Annotated in this window: 13 protein-coding genes; 6 read left to right on the top strand and 7 right to left on the bottom strand. The window is 73.4% G+C overall.

Going from position 1 to position 16,397, the window contains the following annotated elements; all coding sequences use genetic code 11:
• Window positions 1-38 precede the first annotated feature (38 nt).
• Window positions 39-635, bottom strand: a complete 597-nt coding sequence (coaE, locus tag ACIBH3_RS20850; protein ID WP_396313504.1) for a dephospho-CoA kinase — start codon at window positions 633-635, stop codon at window positions 39-41.
• 77 nt (window positions 636-712) lie between these two features.
• A complete protein-coding gene (locus ACIBH3_RS20845; RefSeq protein WP_396313503.1) occupies window positions 713-1,354 on the bottom strand; it encodes an MBL fold metallo-hydrolase in 642 nt (213 codons plus the stop codon).
• A gap of 62 nt (window positions 1,355-1,416) precedes the next feature.
• Here ACIBH3_RS20845 and ACIBH3_RS20840 point away from each other — a divergent pair, with 62 nt between their 5' ends.
• The 4 genes from ACIBH3_RS20840 to ACIBH3_RS20825 all read left to right on the top strand — a co-directional run bounded on the left by ACIBH3_RS20840 (window position 1,417) and on the right by ACIBH3_RS20825 (window position 4,014).
• The gene (locus ACIBH3_RS20840; protein WP_396313502.1) at window positions 1,417-1,845 is read left to right on the top strand and encodes a MarR family winged helix-turn-helix transcriptional regulator; all 429 of its coding nucleotides are present in this window, start codon (window positions 1,417-1,419) and stop codon (window positions 1,843-1,845) included.
• A 131-nt stretch (window positions 1,846-1,976) separates the two neighbouring features.
• The gene (locus tag ACIBH3_RS20835; protein WP_396313501.1) at window positions 1,977-2,120 is read left to right on the top strand and encodes a hypothetical protein; all 144 of its coding nucleotides are present in this window, start codon (window positions 1,977-1,979) and stop codon (window positions 2,118-2,120) included.
• A 95-nt stretch (window positions 2,121-2,215) separates the two neighbouring features.
• Window positions 2,216-3,208 carry an ATP-binding cassette domain-containing protein gene (locus tag ACIBH3_RS20830; protein ID WP_396313500.1) on the top strand — a complete coding sequence of 331 codons (993 nt, stop codon included), beginning with the start codon at window positions 2,216-2,218 and terminating at the stop codon, window positions 3,206-3,208.
• Complete coding sequence (locus tag ACIBH3_RS20825) at window positions 3,205-4,014, top strand: ABC transporter permease (RefSeq protein WP_396313499.1); 810 nt, start codon at window positions 3,205-3,207, stop codon at window positions 4,012-4,014. The genes ACIBH3_RS20830 and ACIBH3_RS20825 overlap by 4 nt, the downstream gene beginning before the upstream one ends.
• A 16-nt stretch (window positions 4,015-4,030) precedes the next feature.
• On the opposite strand, the gene ACIBH3_RS20820 is transcribed toward ACIBH3_RS20825, so the two are convergent.
• Together ACIBH3_RS20820 and rpsA are read right to left on the bottom strand one after the other, a co-directional pair.
• Window positions 4,031-6,229 (bottom strand): MMPL family transporter, encoded by a 2,199-nt coding sequence (locus tag ACIBH3_RS20820; protein WP_396313498.1) that lies wholly within the window; start codon window positions 6,227-6,229, stop codon window positions 4,031-4,033.
• Between the two features lie 286 nt (window positions 6,230-6,515).
• On the bottom strand, window positions 6,516-8,006 hold the full coding sequence (gene rpsA / locus ACIBH3_RS20815; RefSeq protein ID WP_396313497.1) for a 30S ribosomal protein S1: 1,491 nt from the start codon (window positions 8,004-8,006) through the stop codon (window positions 6,516-6,518).
• A 460-nt stretch (window positions 8,007-8,466) separates the two neighbouring features.
• Between rpsA and ACIBH3_RS20810 the strand changes: the two genes are divergently transcribed.
• Window positions 8,467-9,306: a class I SAM-dependent methyltransferase gene (locus ACIBH3_RS20810; protein WP_396313496.1), complete on the top strand. Its 840-nt coding sequence runs from the start codon at window positions 8,467-8,469 to the stop codon at window positions 9,304-9,306.
• 72 nt (window positions 9,307-9,378) lie between these two features.
• Complete coding sequence (gene hrpB, locus ACIBH3_RS20805; RefSeq protein WP_396313495.1) at window positions 9,379-11,973, top strand: ATP-dependent helicase HrpB; 2,595 nt, start codon at window positions 9,379-9,381, stop codon at window positions 11,971-11,973.
• 87 nt (window positions 11,974-12,060) lie between these two features.
• On the opposite strand, the gene ACIBH3_RS20800 is transcribed toward hrpB, so the two are convergent.
• The 3 genes from ACIBH3_RS20800 to polA all read right to left on the bottom strand — a co-directional run bounded on the left by ACIBH3_RS20800 (window position 12,061) and on the right by polA (window position 16,393).
• A complete protein-coding gene (locus tag ACIBH3_RS20800; RefSeq protein ID WP_396313494.1) occupies window positions 12,061-12,804 on the bottom strand; it encodes a hypothetical protein in 744 nt (247 codons plus the stop codon).
• 70 nt (window positions 12,805-12,874) lie between these two features.
• The gene (locus ACIBH3_RS20795) at window positions 12,875-13,465 is read right to left on the bottom strand and encodes a DinB family protein (protein WP_396313493.1); all 591 of its coding nucleotides are present in this window, start codon (window positions 13,463-13,465) and stop codon (window positions 12,875-12,877) included.
• Window positions 13,466-13,708: 243 nt separating this feature from the next.
• Window positions 13,709-16,393 carry a DNA polymerase I gene (gene polA, locus ACIBH3_RS20790; protein WP_396313569.1) on the bottom strand — a complete coding sequence of 895 codons (2,685 nt, stop codon included), beginning with the start codon at window positions 16,391-16,393 and terminating at the stop codon, window positions 13,709-13,711.
• Window positions 16,394-16,397: the final 4 nt, after the last annotated feature.

Genomic DNA, 16,397 nt, shown 5'->3' with positions numbered 1-16,397 from the left:
CCCAGGGCCACCCGCGGCCCGGGACCGCCCGGGACGCCTCAGGCCTGGCGGGCCTTCAGCTGCGCCCAGACCTCCTGGACCCGCGGGGCCAGCAGCTCCAGCGGCCCGCTGTTGTCGATCACCAGATCGGCGACGGCGAGCCGGTCCTCCCGGGTCGCCTGGGCGGCCATCCGGGCCTTCGCCTCCGCCTCGGCCATGCCGCGCAGCCGCGTCAGGCGCTCCAGGCGGACCTCGTCGGCCGCGTCCACCACCACGACCAGGTCGTACAGCGGCGCGAGGCCGTTCTCGGCCAGCAGCGGGACGTCGTGCACGACGACGGCGTCGGGGGCGGCGGCCGCCTCCAGCTCGGCCGAGCGGGCCCGGACCAGCGGGTGGACGATCGCGTTCAGTGCGCTCAGCTTCTGCGCGTCGGCGAAGACCACGGCCCCGAGCGCGGGCCGGTCGAGCGAGCCGTCGCCCTGGAGCACCCCGGGGCCGAACTCGGCGACCACGGACCTCAGCCCCTCGGTGCCCGGCGCCACGACCTCACGCGCGATCAGGTCGGAGTCGACGATCACCGCTCCGTGCCCGGCGAGCAGCCGCGACACCTCGCTCTTGCCCGCGCCGATCCCGCCCGTGAGTCCGATCTTCAGCATGGCGCCAGGCTACCGGCGGGGCTCGGCCCCGGTCGAGCCCCGCCGGCCGGGGCCGAACCGCCGGAGGGGATCGGGCGTCAGCCCAGGTCTAGCTGCTCGCCGGCGGCGAGCCGGGCGAACTCGGCGCCGGTGCCGGGGCCGCCCTCACCGAGCAGCCGGGCGCTGATCGCCTGCCCCACCTCGCTGAGCACGGCCTCGTGGATGGCGAGCGCCCGCCGGGGCCCGACCTCGCGGACGTAGTCGATCAGCTCGCCGAGCTTGTTCCAGGGGCCGGCGATCGGCAGCAGCAGGGTGTCCACCGGGTGCGGCGGCACGGTCAGCGCGTCGCCCGGGTGGAAGACCCGGCCGTCCAGCACGAAGCCGATGTTGCCGACCCGGGGGATCTCCGGATGGATCACCGCGTGCCACTCGCCGTGCACGGTGACACCGATGCCGCCCACCTCGAAGGCGTCCCCCTCACCGACGACGCTCACCCGCTGCGCGACGCCGTCCAGCTTGGCGGCCACCGCGCCGTTGGTCCACACCCGCAGTGCCGGGTCGGCGGCCAGGGCGGCGCGCAGGCGCTCCTCGGCGAAGTGGTCGAAGTGCTCATGGGTGATCAGTACGGCGTCGGCGCCCGCGAAGGCGTCCGGTTCGGTGAACATCCCCGGGTCGATCACGACGGTGGTGCCGCCGCGCTCCAGGCGTACACAGGCATGGCCCAGCTTGGTCAGTCGCATATCAGCGACCATACAGCAATGCTGTGCAGTTCTGCTGTACATCCTGCCGCTAGGCTTGACCCATGACGTCCACGCCACCGCCCCTCGACCCGCTCGAACTCGCCGCGGACCTGCGCACCGCCATCGGCGCCCTGGTCCGCGGCCTACGGGTGGACGATGTCCTGCCGCAGAACCAGGCGGCCGTACTGGGACGCCTGGTCCGCGAGGGGCCGCACACCACCAGCGAACTCGCCGGGCACCTGCGGGTACGGCACCAGTCGATGGCCCGCACCGTCAGCCTGCTGACCGAGGCCGGCCTGGTCGGCCAGCAGGCGCACCCCACCGACCGGCGCAAACTGCTGGTCACCGCCACGCCGGCGGGCATCGAGGCCCTGCACGCCCAGCGCGCACGGCGCGAGAGCCGGATCGCGGCCGCGATCACCGAGCGGCTCACCCCGCAGGAGCAGCAGCTCCTGCGCCGCAGCGTCGACCTGCTGCACCGCCTCGGCTGAGCCCCGCACCGGGGTTCCCGCGCCCGAGTTCCCGGCGGGGCGCAGACCGGCGTACGGGTGAACCGAGGTTCCCCGCACCGCGGCCCGCCCGCTGAACACCGCACACCACCCGCTCGGCGCGGAGACCCGCCGTGACCACCGCCCGCAAGACCCTGCTCGTCACCGCCGCCATGCTCGGCCTGCTGCTCGGCACCGCCGGCCCGGCCGCCGCCACGTGCGGCAGCATCGGCGCGATCGCCGGGCCCGCCCCGGGCTTCGGGAAATCCTGCCACTGACCCGTCACGGGCACGCGTCACAGCCCTGCGGCACAGTGGAGTGGATGCACTCGCCCGAGCCTGCACCCACCCCAGCTGCCCAGCGGAGGCCGGCCGTGACCTACGCGATCCAGGCGGAAGGCCTGGTCAAACGATTCAAAGAGACCGAGGCCCTGGCCGGGGTCGACCTGGTCGCCCGCTCCGGCACCGTCCTCGGCCTGCTCGGCCCCAACGGCGCCGGCAAGACCACCGCCGTCCGGATCTTCGCCACGCTGCTGCGTCCCGACGGCGGCCGGGCCCTGGTCGCCGGCCACGACGTGGTGCGCGAGGCCGGGCGGGTCCGCGCCCTGGTCGGCCTGACCGGCCAGTACGCCGCCGTCGACGAGAACCTCACCGGCACCGAGAACCTGCTGATGATCGGCAGACTGCTCGGCCTGCCCCGGGGCGAAGCCCGCGCCCGCGCCGCCGACCTGCTGGCCCGGTTCCAGCTCAGCGAGGCGGCCGGCCGCGCGACGAAGACCTACTCCGGCGGCATGCGCCGGCGCCTGGACCTCGCCGCCAGCCTGGTCGGCCGCCCGCAGATCCTCTTCCTCGACGAGCCCACCACCGGCCTGGACCCGCACAGCCGCGGCGAACTCTGGGAGCTGCTGCGCGCCCTGGTGGCCGAGGGCGTCACCGCCCTGCTCACCACCCAGTACCTCGACGAGGCCGACCGGCTCGCCGACGAGATCGTGGTGATCGACCACGGCCGGGTGATCGCCGGCGGCACACCCGACGAGCTCAAGTCCCAGGTGGGCGGCCAGGTGCTGCAACTGCGCCCGGTCCGCCCCGGCGATCTCGCCCGGGCACACGCCCTGGTCAGCGCCGCGGCCGGGCCGCAGACCCAGATCGAGGGCGAGCTGATCACCGCCCCCGTCAACGACCCCGAGCTGATGCCCGCCGTCGTCCGCCGGCTCGACCAGGCGGGCATCCCGGTCGGCGAGCTGGCCCTGCGCCGCTCCAGCCTGGACGAGGTGTTCCTTGCCCTCACCGGCCACCGGGCCGCACCCGGCGACGGCGAGGACGAGAGCGAACCGGATGACGACCGCAGCACGGCGAGGCTGCCATGACCAGCGTCGCGGGCACCCCGCAGCTCACCGCCGGGGGCAAGGTCCGGCCGCTGCCCGCCGTGCGGCAGACGGCCACCATGGCCTGGCGCAGCCTGGTCTCGGTCAAGCACAACCCGCTGGAGCTGATCGACTTCTCGATCACGCCGATCATGTTCGTGGTGCTGTTCACCTACGTCTTCGGCGGGCAGATGGCCGGCTCCCCGCAGGCCTACCTACAGTACGCGCTCGCCGGGATCATCGTCCAGAACGCGCTCTTCACCACCATGTACACCGCGATGGCGCTCAACACCGACCTCACCAAGGGTGTGTTCGACCGGCTGCGCAGCCTGCCGATCGCCCGCTCGGCTCCGCTGCTCGGGCGGATCGCCGCCGACCTGTGCAAACAGCTCTGGGCGATGCTGCTGATGGTCGGCCTGGGTACGCTGCTCGGCTTCCGGATCACCACGGGCCTCGGCGGCTTCGTCGCGGCGATCGCACTGCTGCTGCTCTTCACGGCCGCGTTCTCGTGGACCGCGGTGCTGGTCGGGATGCTGGCGGGCGACCCGGAGAAGGTCCAGGTCTTCGCGTTCACCCTGCTGTTCCCGATCACCTTCACCAGCAGCGCGTTCGTGCAGGTGGACACCATGCCGGGCTGGCTCCAGGGCTGGGTGAAGGTCAATCCGGTCACACAGATCTCGGACGCCTTCCGGGGCCTGCTGACCGGCGGCCCGGTCGCGGCTCCGGTGTTCTGGTCGCTGGTCTGGGCGGCCGGCATCGCGGCGGTGTTCGTCCCGCTGTCGATGCGCGCCTACCGGGCCCGCAGCTGACGGCCGGCCCGGGCGCTCACTGCTGCGCGGCGGCGACCAGCGGGGCAGCGGTGCGCTGACCGGGCAGGCTGACGGCGGCCTCGATCGGCGGCAGCTCCAGGTGCTCGCTCAGCCCGAACCGCCGGTGCAGGCGGCGCAGCGGGGCGGGCGCCCACCAGTTGAACTCGCCGAAGAGCGTCATCGCGGCCGGTACCAGCAGGCAGCGCACCAGGGTGGCGTCCACCGCGACGGCGACGGCGAGGGCGATGCCCATCTGCTTGACCATCAGCATGTCCCCGGCGGCGAACCCGGCGAACACGATCACCATCAGCAGCGCCGCCGAGGTGATGATCTTTCCGCTGCGCTGGAGCCCCAGCTCCACGGCCCGGGTGCAGCTGTGCCCGCGGTCGCGCAGCTCCTTGATCCGGGCGAGCAGGAACACCTCGTAGTCCATCGAGAGCCCGAAGGCGAAAGCGAAGACCAGCACCGGTATGAACGTCTCCAGGCCGTCGGCCGGGCTGAAGCCGAGCAGGCCGCTGAACCAGCCGTCCTGGAAGACCAGCGTCAGCGCGCCCAGCGAGGCGCCGAGCGAGAGCAGGTTCATCAGCAGCGCCTTGACCGGCATCACCAGCGAGCCCGTCATCAGGAACAGCAGGATCAGCGTGCCGAGCGCCACCATGCCCAGCGCCCACGGGCCGCGGGTCAGCAGCTCGTGCTGGAAGTCCACCACCGAGGCGGCGCCGCCGGTCACATAGGTCTTCAGGCCGCCCCGGTCGGCGCGCAGCTCCTTCACCACCTGCTTGGCCCGGTCGCCCTGCGGGTCGCCGTGCACCAGGACGTCAACGGTGCTCAGCTGCTCACCCACCGGCGTGACGGCCCGTACACCACTGACGCCCGGCAGCTTGGCCACCACCTCGTCGGCGTACGCCTGGGCGACGGCGGGCGCGGCCTTGACGACCACGGTGACGGGGGCCGCCGCGGCCTGCGGGAAGCGCTGGTCGATGGTCTCGGACACCTGCCGGCCGGCCGAGCTCGCGGGCAGCACCGACGCACCGGAGTTGCGCATCTCGGCGCTCGCGAACGGCGCCCCGGCCGCCACCAGCAGCGCGGTGCAGAGCAGCGCCACCGGGACGGCGCGCTTGCGCACCCGGCGTACCGTCCGGCTGAAGAAGCCCTCGTCGGGTACGGGCGCGGCCGGTGTCCTGATCCGGTGGCCGGCGAAGCCGAGCAGGGCGGGGATCAGGGTGAGCGCGGCGGCGACGGCGATCACCACCACGCTCACACCGGCCGCCGCGACGGCACCGAGCACGGGGTTGGTGAAGATGAACAGGCCGGAGAGCGCGACGGCGACGGTGAGCCCCGAGAAGGCGACGGTGCGCCCGGCGGTGGCGGTGGTCCGCTCGACGGCCGCGGCGATGACGGCGCCGTGGCCGCGTTCCTCCCGGAAGCGGTTGACCATCAGCAGCGCGTAGTCGATCGACAGGCCCAGGCCCAGCACGGTGGCGATCGGCAGCACGCTGGTGTCGATGTCCATGATCTGGCTGAATCCGAACATGGCGAGCAGTGCCCCGCCGACCGAGGCGATGGCACCGATCACCGGCAGGCTCGCGGCGGCCAGGCCCCCGAAGACCAGGACCATCACGATCAGCGTCAACGGCAGCGTGACGATCTCACCGAACCGGGTGTCCTTCTCGGTCTGGTGCTTGACCTCCTGCTGGAGGACCAGGTCACCGCCGACGGTGACATGCGTACCGGGGGCGTCGATCGCCGCCAGGCGCTGGGTGACGGCGTCCAGCTGGGCCTTGCCGCTGCCGTCGTCCATCCGGACGGTGACCAGGCCGGCGTTGCCGTCGGTGGAGCGCAGCGCGGGGCCCGCGGAGTAGGTGTCGGCGGCGGAGCCGACCCCGGGCAGGCGGGCGATGTCGGCGGTGGCGCTGGTGACGGCGGCCTTGACGTCCTGGCGGTCGACGGGTGCGCCGTCCACCACCGCGGTGACCACGCCCTCGGCCGGGTCGGCCGCGGCGACCACCGAGGCACCCCTGGCCGACTCGGAGGAGCCGGTGGAGCCACCGGCGACGGTGCCCTCGAACACCCGCCCGCCGATCAGGACGCCGACCACCAGGACCACGGCCCATACGCCGAGCACCCACCGCCGGTGGCGGAAGCAGAACCGGCCGAGGGCAGCGAGCCGCCCGTCGACCTGACGGCCGACGGGCGGCTTGGATTCGGCGGTCACAGCGGTGCTTCGTCGCATGTACGCGGGCGCCTTGCTCTTGGGGCCGGATGGGGCCCAATCGGGCAACTCATCCCAAGGTAGGCGCTAAGCCCTGAAAGGCCCAGGGGTGTGGGATGAGCGCCATATCACACCATTCCTTCACCTGGTGAACACCGGCCGGCGGCCGGCGGAGCGCCGTGCGGAACCCGCGCGAACAGCAGCAGGCCCCCGCCCGGTTCCCCGGGCGGGGGCCTGCTGTCATGCCTGTCAACCGATCAGCTGCCGCAGGGCAGCCTCACCGCTGGGTTCAGCTCTGGCCACCGGCCAGCTTCTCGCGCAGCGCGGCGAGCGCCTCGTCCGAAGCGAGAGCGCCGGAGCCCTCGTCGCTGCTGGAGGAGTACGAGCCACCGGCGGCGGCGGCGACGGCGTCGCCACCCTCGGCAGCGGCCTCGGCGTCGGCCTCACGGCTCTTGATGACCTGGGCCTGGTGCTGCTCGAAGCGGGACTGCGCCTCGGCGTACTGGCGCTCCCACTCCTCACGCTGCTTCTCGAAGCCGGGCAGCCAGTCGTTCGCCTCGGGGTCGAAGCCCTCCGGGTAGATGTAGTTGCCCTGGTCGTCGTACGAGGCAGCCATGCCGTACAGGGTCGGGTCGAACTCGACCGACGCCGGGTCGGCACCGAGCGACTCGTTGGCCTGCTTCAGCGAGAGGCTGATGCGACGACGCTCGAGGTCGATGTCGATGACCTTGACGAAGATCTCGTCGCCGACCTGGACGACCTGCTCCGGGATCTCCACGTGGCGCTCGGCCAGCTCGGAGATGTGGACCAGACCCTCGATGCCCTCGTCCACGCGGACGAACGCACCGAACGGAACCAGCTTGGTGACCTTACCCGGGACGACCTGGCCGATCTGGTGCGTACGGGCGAACTGCTGCCACGGGTCCTCCTGGGTCGCCTTCAGCGACAGGGAGACGCGCTCGCGGTCCATGTCAACGTCGAGAACCTCGACGGTGACCTCCTGGCCGACCTCGACAACCTCGGACGGGTGGTCGATGTGCTTCCAGGACAGCTCGGAGACGTGCACGAGACCGTCGACGCCACCCAGGTCCACGAAGGCACCGAAGTTGACGATCGAGGAGACGACGCCGGAGCGCACCTGGCCCTTCTGCAGGGTGGTGAGGAAGGTCTGGCGGACCTCGCTCTGGGTCTGCTCCAGCCAGGCACGGCGGGACAGGACCACGTTGTTGCGGTTCTTGTCCAGCTCGATGATCTTGGCCTCGAGCTCCTTGCCCACGTAGGGCTGGAGGTCGCGGACGCGGCGCATCTCGACGAGCGAGGCCGGCAGGAAGCCACGGAGGCCGATGTCGAGGATGAGACCACCCTTGACGACCTCGATGACGGTACCGGTGACGATGCCGTCCTCTTCCTTGATCTTCTCGATCGTGCCCCAGGCGCGCTCGTACTGCGCACGCTTCTTGGACAGGATCAGACGACCCTCCTTGTCCTCCTTCTGGAGAACCAGGGCCTCGATCTCGTCGCCGACCTTGACGACCTCGTGCGGGTCAACGTCGTGCTTGATCGAGAGCTCGCGGGAGGGGATGACACCCTCGGTCTTGTAACCGATGTCGAGGAGGACCTCGTCACGGTCGACCTTCACGATGATGCCCTCGACGATGTCGCCATCGTTGAAGTACTTGATGGTCTCGTCGATCGCCGCGAGGAAGGCCTCAGCGTCGCCGATGTCGTTGACCGCAACCTGCGGGGTGGTGCTGAGGGAGGAGTCGGTGGGGCTCGTCATTAGGAAAAGGGCTCCGGTACGGACATGAAGTCGTAGGTAATGCCACGCGGAGGGCCCGTATCGCTCCCACCGAAAGCCGGACAGTCAAGAGCACGGCGCACCGACCGCCCATGGGTACCGAAGTACCGGGAAAGTGGTGTCCGTCTTGCGACCGTGGGGTCTTCGACAGATGCGAGCGCGACCTGCTCCGTCCGAGGCGCGCAGGCCCGCAGCGCAACTTGTAGCATACGGGGACAGCCAGGCACGGTCAACGCCAACAGCGGCGAGACGGTGGAGGCCGGTATGGATCAGGCCATATCCTCCAATTGCGCCCCGCACACCAGATCGAAACCAGATGTGCCGGGTGGCAGCCGCAGGGGCCCGCTCCCCGGATGCCACCGCCCGATCATGACCCGTACGGGACAAAGTCGGACAGCGGCGCTTTCCGCAGCCACCACCCTACGCGACGGGCATTAGCACCTTGGCCACCACCCCTGATCTGCTCGCCGAAGACGACGACAACGACGCCGTACGCCGCGAGGCCGAGGCCACCGAGAGCAGCCGCGCCAGCCGGCACTGGTGGGACCGCAACGCCGACGAGTACCAGGACGAACACGGCGAGTTCCTCGGCGACGACCGCTTCACCTGGTGCCCCGAGGGCCTCGACGAGGCCGACGCCCACCTGCTGGGCGCCCCCGGCACCCTGCGCGGCCGCAGCGTCCTGGAGATCGGCGCCGGCGCCGCGCAGTGCTCCCGCTGGCTCGCCGCCCAGGGAGCCCGGCCCGTCGCCCTGGACATCTCCTTCCGCCAGCTCCAGCACTCCCGCCGGATCGACCTCGCCCGCGGCGGCGCCCTCGTCCCCGTCGTCCAGGCCGACGCCGCCGTCCTGCCCTTCGCCGACGCCTCCTTCGACCTCGCCTGCTCCGCCTACGGCGCGGTGCCCTTCAGCGCCGACACCGAGGAGCTGATGCGCGAGGTGCACCGGGTGCTGCGCCCCGGCGGCCGCTGGGTGTTCTCGGTGACCCACCCGATCCGCTGGGCCTTCCCGGACGAGCCCGGCGTGGAGGGCCTGACCGCCACCGCCTCCTACTTCGACCGCACCCCCTACGTCGAGCAGGACGAGCACGGGCAGGCCACCTACGTCGAGCACCACCGCACCCTGGGCGACCGGGTCCGGGAGCTGACCGCGGCCGGCTTCCGCCTGCTGGACCTGGTCGAGCCGCAGTGGCCGCAGGACCTGGACCAGGAGTGGGGCGGCTGGAGCCCGCTGCGCGGCCGGCTCATCCCCGGCACCGCGATCTTCGTCTCGCAGCGGGACTGACGCCCGCGCACGCTCCCCCACCGCCCGGCCCCTCGCTCCACGGCGGGGCGGGCGGTCGGGGAGACTACGGGGGTGAACCCCGCCTGGCTCGAACTGCCCGTCCGCACCGCCGTCCCCGCGCTGCTGCGCGCACTCGACGAGCGGGGCGCGGCCGTGCTGGCGGCGCCGCCCGGCACCGGCAAGACCACCCTCGTCCCGCTCGCCCTCGCCGGGCTCGTCCCCGAACTCCCCTCGCCCGCCCGGAAGGTCCTGGTCGCCGAACCGCGCCGGCTGGCCGTCCGGGCGGCGGCCCGGCGGATGGCCTGGCTGCTCGGCGAACAGCCGGGCGGACGGGTCGGGTACGCGATGCGCGGCGAGCGGCGGGCCGGCCCGCAGACCACCGTCGAGGTGCTGACCACCGGCGTCCTGCTCCAGCGGCTGCAACGCGACCCCGAGCTCGCCGGCGTCGACGCCGTGATCCTGGACGAGTGCCACGAACGGCACCTGGACGCCGACACCGCGCTCGCCTTCCTGCTCGACGTACGCGCCACCCTGCGCCCCGACCTTCGGCTGGTCTGCGCCTCGGCCACCTCCGACACCGACGCCTGGGCCGCCCTGCTCGGCGCGGGCGAAGGGGCGGGCGCGGAGGGCGCGGGTGCGGGCGCGGAGGGCGCGGGCAGCCGGCCCGCGCCGGTGATCGAGGCGCACGGCACCTCGCACCCCGTCGACGTGCACTGGGCGCCCCCGCCACGCGCCGTGCGCCCCCCGCAAGGGACCCGCACCGACCCCCTGCTGCTGGAGCACGTCGCCGCCACCGTCCGCCGCGCACTGGCCGAACGGCACGGCGACCTGCTCTGCTTCCTGCCCGGCGTCGGCGAGATCGCCCGGGTCGCCGGCCTGCTCACCGACACCGGCACGGAGGTGCTGCAACTGCACGGCCGGGCACCGCAGTCCGTCCAGGACGCCGCGCTCACCACCGGCCACGGCCGCCGGATCATCCTCGCCACCTCGGTCGCCGAATCCTCACTGACCGTCCCCGGCGTACGCGTCGTCGTCGACTGCGGCCTGGCCCGCGAACCACGCACCGACCACGCCCGCGGCCTGTCCACCCTGGTCACCGTCCGAGCCTCGCTCGCCGCCGCCCGCCAGCGCGCCGGACGCGCCGGACGCGAGGCACCCGGCGCCGTCTACCGCTGCTGGGACCAGGCCGAGGACGCCCGCGCCGCACGCTTCCCCACCCCCGAGATCGCCCTCGCCGACCTCACCTCCTTCGCCCTCCAGGCCGCCTGCTGGGGAGACCCCGACGCCCGCGGCCTCGCCCTGCCCGACCCGCCGCCCGCCGGCGCGATGGCCGCCGCCCGGCAGACCCTCCAGGCCCTCGGCGCCCTCGACGCCGACGGCCGCGCCACCGCCCGCGGCACCAGGATCGCCCGCACCGGACTCCACCCCCGCCTCGCCCGTGCCCTGCTGGACGGCGCCCCGCAGGTCGGCTCCCGCCGCGCCGCCGAACTCGTCGCCCTGCTCTCCGAAGAACCGCCGCGCGCCCTCGGCGACGACCTCGGCGCCATCTGGCGCACCGTCCGCGACGGCAACGACCCCTATGCCGGACGCTGGCGCGAGGAAACCCGCCGGCTGCGCCGCAGCATCGAGGAGACCCCCGGCGCCGGCCCCGCGGACGGCCTCGCGGCCGGCCTGGTCGTCGCCCTGGCCTTCCCCGAACGGATCGCCAGGGCCCGCGACGAAAGCCCCGAACCTGGCACCCGCACCCCGTACCTGATGGCCTCGGGCACCGCCGCCGAGACCACCCCCGGCACCTCGCTCACCGGCCTGCCCTGGCTCGCCGTCGCGGTCGCCGACCGCCCCGCCGGATCACCCTCCGCCCGGGTGCTGCGCGCCGCCGCCCTGGACGAGCCGACCGCCCGGCTGGCCGGGGCGCCGCTGCTCACCGGCCGGACGGAGGTCGGCTGGAGCGTGCCCGCCGGCGGGCGGCGCGGAGACCTGGCCGCGCGCAGGATCGAGTCACTGGGCGCCCTCGAACTGTCCTCCACCGCGATCAGCCGGCCCGATCCCGCGCTGGTCCGGGCCGCCCTGCTGGAGGGGCTGGCCAGGGAGGGCGCGGGCGGGCTGCTGCGCTGGCCGCCGGAGGCCGAGGGCCTGCGGCTGCGCCTGGACTTCCTGCACCGCGCCATCGGCGCCCCCTGGCCGGACGTCAGCGAACCGGCGCTGCTCGCGGCGGCCGACGACTGGCTGGAGCCCGAGCTCTCCCGGGCCCGGCGGCGCGCCGACCTGGAGCGGATCGACACCGCCGCCGCCCTGCGGCGGCTGCTGCCCTGGGCCACCGGGGAGGCCGGGCGGCTGGACGAGCTGGCGCCCGAGCGGATCACCGTGCCCTCCGGGTCGCGCGTCCGCGTCGACTACTCCCAGGAGCGGCCGGTGCTCGCCGTCAAGCTCCAGGAGCTGTTCGGCTGGGCGGCCGCCCCGGCACTCGCGGGCGGCCGGGTGCCGCTGACGGTCCACCTGCTCTCCCCCGCCGGCCGGCCCGCCGCCGTCACCGGGGACCTCGCCTCCTTCTGGCGGGAGGGCTACCGCGCCGTCCGCGCCGAACTGCGCGGCCGCTACCCGCGCCACCCCTGGCCGGAGGACCCGGGCACGGCCGAACCCACCCGGCGGCTGAACGCCCGGAAGTAGCGAGGACGGCGCCCCGACCGGCGCCCCCGGACGGCATGGCCGCGCCCACCGAGAGCCGGCAGGCACGCGCCGAGCAGCAGCCGCAGGTCAGCCGCCGCCGGAGCCCGCCGAGGCCGAGCCGCCCGACGTCCACCCCGAGCCGCGCTGCGGCTTCGCCCGCACGACACGCTCGGTGACCAGCTCCACCCGCGGCCCCTGCGGGTGCCCGCCCGCCTCCGGAGCGCTGCTGTCCGGGGTCGCCGGCACCGGCGCACCCCGTTGGCCCGGGGCGGGTTCCGCCACGCCCAGCAGCGCCTCCAGGGCGGCGGCCAGCCGCTGCGGGTCGGTGCCCGGCGCCACGGGGGTGAGCCGCTCCTCGCCGCCGCGCAGCACCAGGACGAGGGCGAGCGTGGCCCGGCCCGGGCGCGGATCCCCCGGGTAGGGCTCCACCACCGTGTGCTCCAGCCGGACCTGCTCCAGCTCGGCGATCGGCAGCCACCTCTCGGGCCGGCCGGCCCGGACCAGCCGCAGCGAGTGCGGCGCCTCGGCCGGCGCGAACTCCACCCGCCTGATCCGCCGGACCTGGTACGCCGCGACGAACGGCAGCCCGATCAGGTACTCCGCCCCGGCGATCCCTCCGGCCACCGCGAGCGTCGACTCCCCGTCCGCCCCGGCGAGCGCCAACCAGAGCGCCACCAGCAGCGTCGGCACCACCAGCACCAACGGGACGAGCAAGGCGTACCCGACACCCGTGAGTGCCACGCCCACCGCCCACGCCCGCGAGCCACCGCCCTCACGGAGCACCAGGTCCGTCGAGTCGGGGCGCCGGCTCACCAGCATGTTGACAGGCATACACCCAGCGTAGGGCGGCGCTGCACAAGCGTCACCGGTCCTGCACCACAACGGGTCTGACCAAACGTCATTACACGGCCGGCGGCGCGGCCGGCTCCCAGGGCTGGAACCAGGGGTCGGGCCACTGCTCGGCCGCGGCCAGCAGCGGGAACAGCGTGGCGCCGTCCAGCGTCTCGCGGATGATGTCGGCGTGGCCGCCGTGCCGCGCGGTCTCCTCGATCAGGTGCAGCAGCACCCAGCGCACCGACCACTCCTCGATCTCGGCGGAGAACCACGGCACCCCCCGGGGGACGGGGACACCCTGGCCCAGGTCGGCGATCCCGGCGATGGCCGCATCGGTCTCCGCGCAGGCCCGCTCGTAGTCGTCGAGCAGGCCGGCCAGAGTCTCGCCCGGCTCGGGCAGGAACTCGGGGGCGTCCGACTCGTCCGCCTTGCGTTGCGGCGCTGTGGAGCGCCGCAGGACGAGGTCCATCCACCCGCGCTCGCAGCGCGCGGCGTGCTTGAGCAGGCCGGCGATGCTCAGTTCACTGGCGGACGGGGTCGCCCACGCCTGCTCCTCGGTCAGGCCGTACGCGGGGACGCGCAGCAACTGCCGCTGCTGGGCGAGAAAGGCGAGCAGAGCGGTGCGCTCGTCGGCGACCGGCGGGGCGAGTCCGGGCATGGGGTGGCACCTTCCGTACGAGGGGTGGTGACCGAGACTCTGCCGCGCCGGTGACCGGCGGGTCAATGGTGATGGCAAGGAGATTCAGAAACTTGCTGCAAGCTCTTGCATTGCGAGGAGAGCGGCCAGCGCCCGCGGAGGAGTGCATCCCCCCGGGGACGGCCGACGGCCGGACCCGCCCCGGGCCGGCGAACGCCCGAACCGGTCTGCGGGGCGGCGAGCGGCCCGCCGCCCCGCGACGCGTCAGTGCGCGGCACTCTCCCAGTTGGGGCCCACGCCGACCGAGACGTCCAGCGGCGCGCGCAGCGGGTAGGCACCGGCCATCTGCTCGCGGACGATCTCCTCCACCCGCTCGCGCTCACCCGGCGCCAGCTCCAGCACGATTTCGTCGTGCACCTGGAGCAGCATCCGGGAGGAGAGCCCGGCCGCGCGCAGCGCGTCGTCCACCCGCAGCATCGCGATCTTGACGATGTCGGCGGCCGAACCCTGGATCGGCGCGTTCAGCGCCATCCGCTCGGCCATCTCACGACGCTGGCGGTTGTCGCTGTTGAGGTCCGGCAGGTGGCGGCGGCGGCCGAGCAGGGTCTGCGTGTACCCGGTGGCGCGAGCCTCGTCGACGACCCGGCGCAGGTAGTCCCGCACACCGCCGAACCGCTCGAAGTAGGTGTCCATCAGGCCCTGCGCCTCGGCGGGCTTGATGCCCAGCTGCTGGGAGAGCCCGTACGCGGAGAGGCCGTACGCCAGGCCGTACGACATCGCCTTGATCTTGCGCCGCATCTCGGCGTCGACCGCGCCCGGCTCCACCGAGAAGACCTGCGAGGCGACGGTGGTGTGCAGGTCCTCGCCGCTGGCGAAGGCCTCCAGCAGCGCCTCGTCCTCGGACAGGTGCGCCATGATGCGCAGCTCGATCTGCGAGTAGTCGGCCGTCAGCAGCGACTCGTAGCCCTCGCCGACGACGAAGGCGCGGCGGATGGCCCGGCCCTCCGCGGTGCGGACGGGGATGTTCTGCAGGTTCGGGTCCTGCGAGGAGAGCCGGCCGGTCGCGGCGACCATCTGGTTGAAGGTGGTGTGGATCCGCCCCTGCTCGGAGACCGTCTTGAGCAGGCCCTCCACCGTGGTGCGCAGCTTGGCCTGGTCCCGGTGGCGCAGCAGGATGACCGGCAGCTCGTTGTCGGTCTGCGCGGCCAGCCAGGTCAGCGCGTCGGCGTCGGTGGTGTAGCCGGTCTTGATCTTCTTGGTCTTGGGCAGGGCGAGCTCGCCGAAGAGGATCTCCTGGAGCTGCTTGGGCGAGCCGAGGTTGAACTCGTGCCCGGCGGCGGCGTGCGCCTCCTCCACCACGCGCTGGATCTCGGCGGCGAACTGGGACTCCAGGCCCGTCAGCCACGGGCGGTCGGCGGCGATGCCGGTGCGCTCCATCCGGGCGAGCAGGGCGGCGATCGGCAGCTCCATGTCGCGCAGCAGCTCGGTGGCGCCGGCGGCCGCGAGCCGGGGCTCGAACAGGGCGGCGAGATCCAGCACCGTACGGGCCTGGACCATCAGGGCGCGGGCGCCGGCGGTGGCGTCCTCCTCCGGCGCGTCGAAGGAGAGCTGGCCGCTCTCGGCGGCGGCGGCCGGGGTGAGCGAACGGGAGAGGTACTCCTCGGCCAGGACCTCCAACGTGAAGGTGCGCCGGCCGGGCTTCTCCAGGTAGGCGGCGAGCGCCGTGTCGGCGGTGACGCCCTCGATCGTCCAGCCCTGCTCGGCGAAGGCGCGCATCACCTGCTTGGCGATGTGCAGGGCCTTGGGCCGGGCCGGGTCGGCGAGCCAGCCGGCGAAGGCGCGCTCGTCGGCCTCGGCGAGCTGGGCCGGGTCGAACCAGGCGGCGGCCTCGCCCGCGGCGAGGGCGATCTCCTGGACCCGGCCGGTGCCCAGCGCCCACTCGTAGACGGCGGCGAGCGCCACCGGCGCGTCGGTGGCGGCGTGCTCGGCCAGCCAGGCGGCGAGCCCGCCCGGCTCGGTCAGCAAGTCCCCCTCGACCTCGATGCCGGGGGCGACCTCGGCCTCGGCCGGGCCCTGCTCGGCGCCCGGGTCGATGCCGAAGATCCGCTCCCGGAAGTTGGTGTTGCGGAACTCCAGCGACTCCATCAGCTGGCCGACGGCCTCGCGGTCGAACGCGGTGCGGCCCAGGTCGGCCACGCCGAGCGGGAGTTGGACGTCACGGACCAGCTCGGTGAGGACGCGGTTGCGCTTGACCGAGTCGAGGTGCTCGCGCAGCTTCTCACCGATCTTGCCCTTGACCTCGTCCGCGCGGGCCATCAGCTCGTCGAAGGAACCGAACTGGTTGACCCACTTCGCGGCCGTCTTCTCGCCGACGCCGGGGATGCCGGGCAAGTTGTCCGACGGGTCCCCCCGCAGGGCCGCGAGATCCGGGTACTGGCTGGGGGTGACGCCGTACTTCTCGGTGACCTTCTCCGGGGTGTAGCGGGTGAGCTCGGAGACGCCCTTGGTGGGGTAGAGCACGGTGACACGCTCGCTGACCAGCTGGAGCGAGTCGCGGTCACCGGTGACGATGTCGACGTCGAAGCCCTCGGCGGTGGCGGCGGTGGCGAGGGTGGCGATGATGTCGTCGGCCTCGAAGTTCTCGACCGTCATCCGGGGGATCCGCATCGCGTCCAGCAGCTCGCCGATCAGGCCGATCTGGCTGCGGAACTCGTCCGGCGTCTTGGCGCGGTTCGCCTTGTAGTCGGGGAACTCGGCCGAGCGGAACGTCTGCCGGGACAGGTCGAAGGCCACCGCGAGGTGGGTGGGCCGCTCGTCCCGCACGGTGTTGGCGAGCATCGAGGCGAAGCCGTACACCGCGTTGGTGGGCTGCCCGGTCGAGGTGTTGAAGTTCTCCACCGGCAGCGCGTAGAACGCCCGGTAGGCCATCGAATGCCCGTCGAGCAGCATCAGC

This window comes from Kitasatospora sp. NPDC050543 (genome assembly GCF_044457565.1).
Classification (GTDB): Bacteria; Actinomycetota; Actinomycetes; order Streptomycetales; family Streptomycetaceae; genus Kitasatospora.
This window is presented reverse-complemented; position numbering and strand designations above follow the sequence as displayed.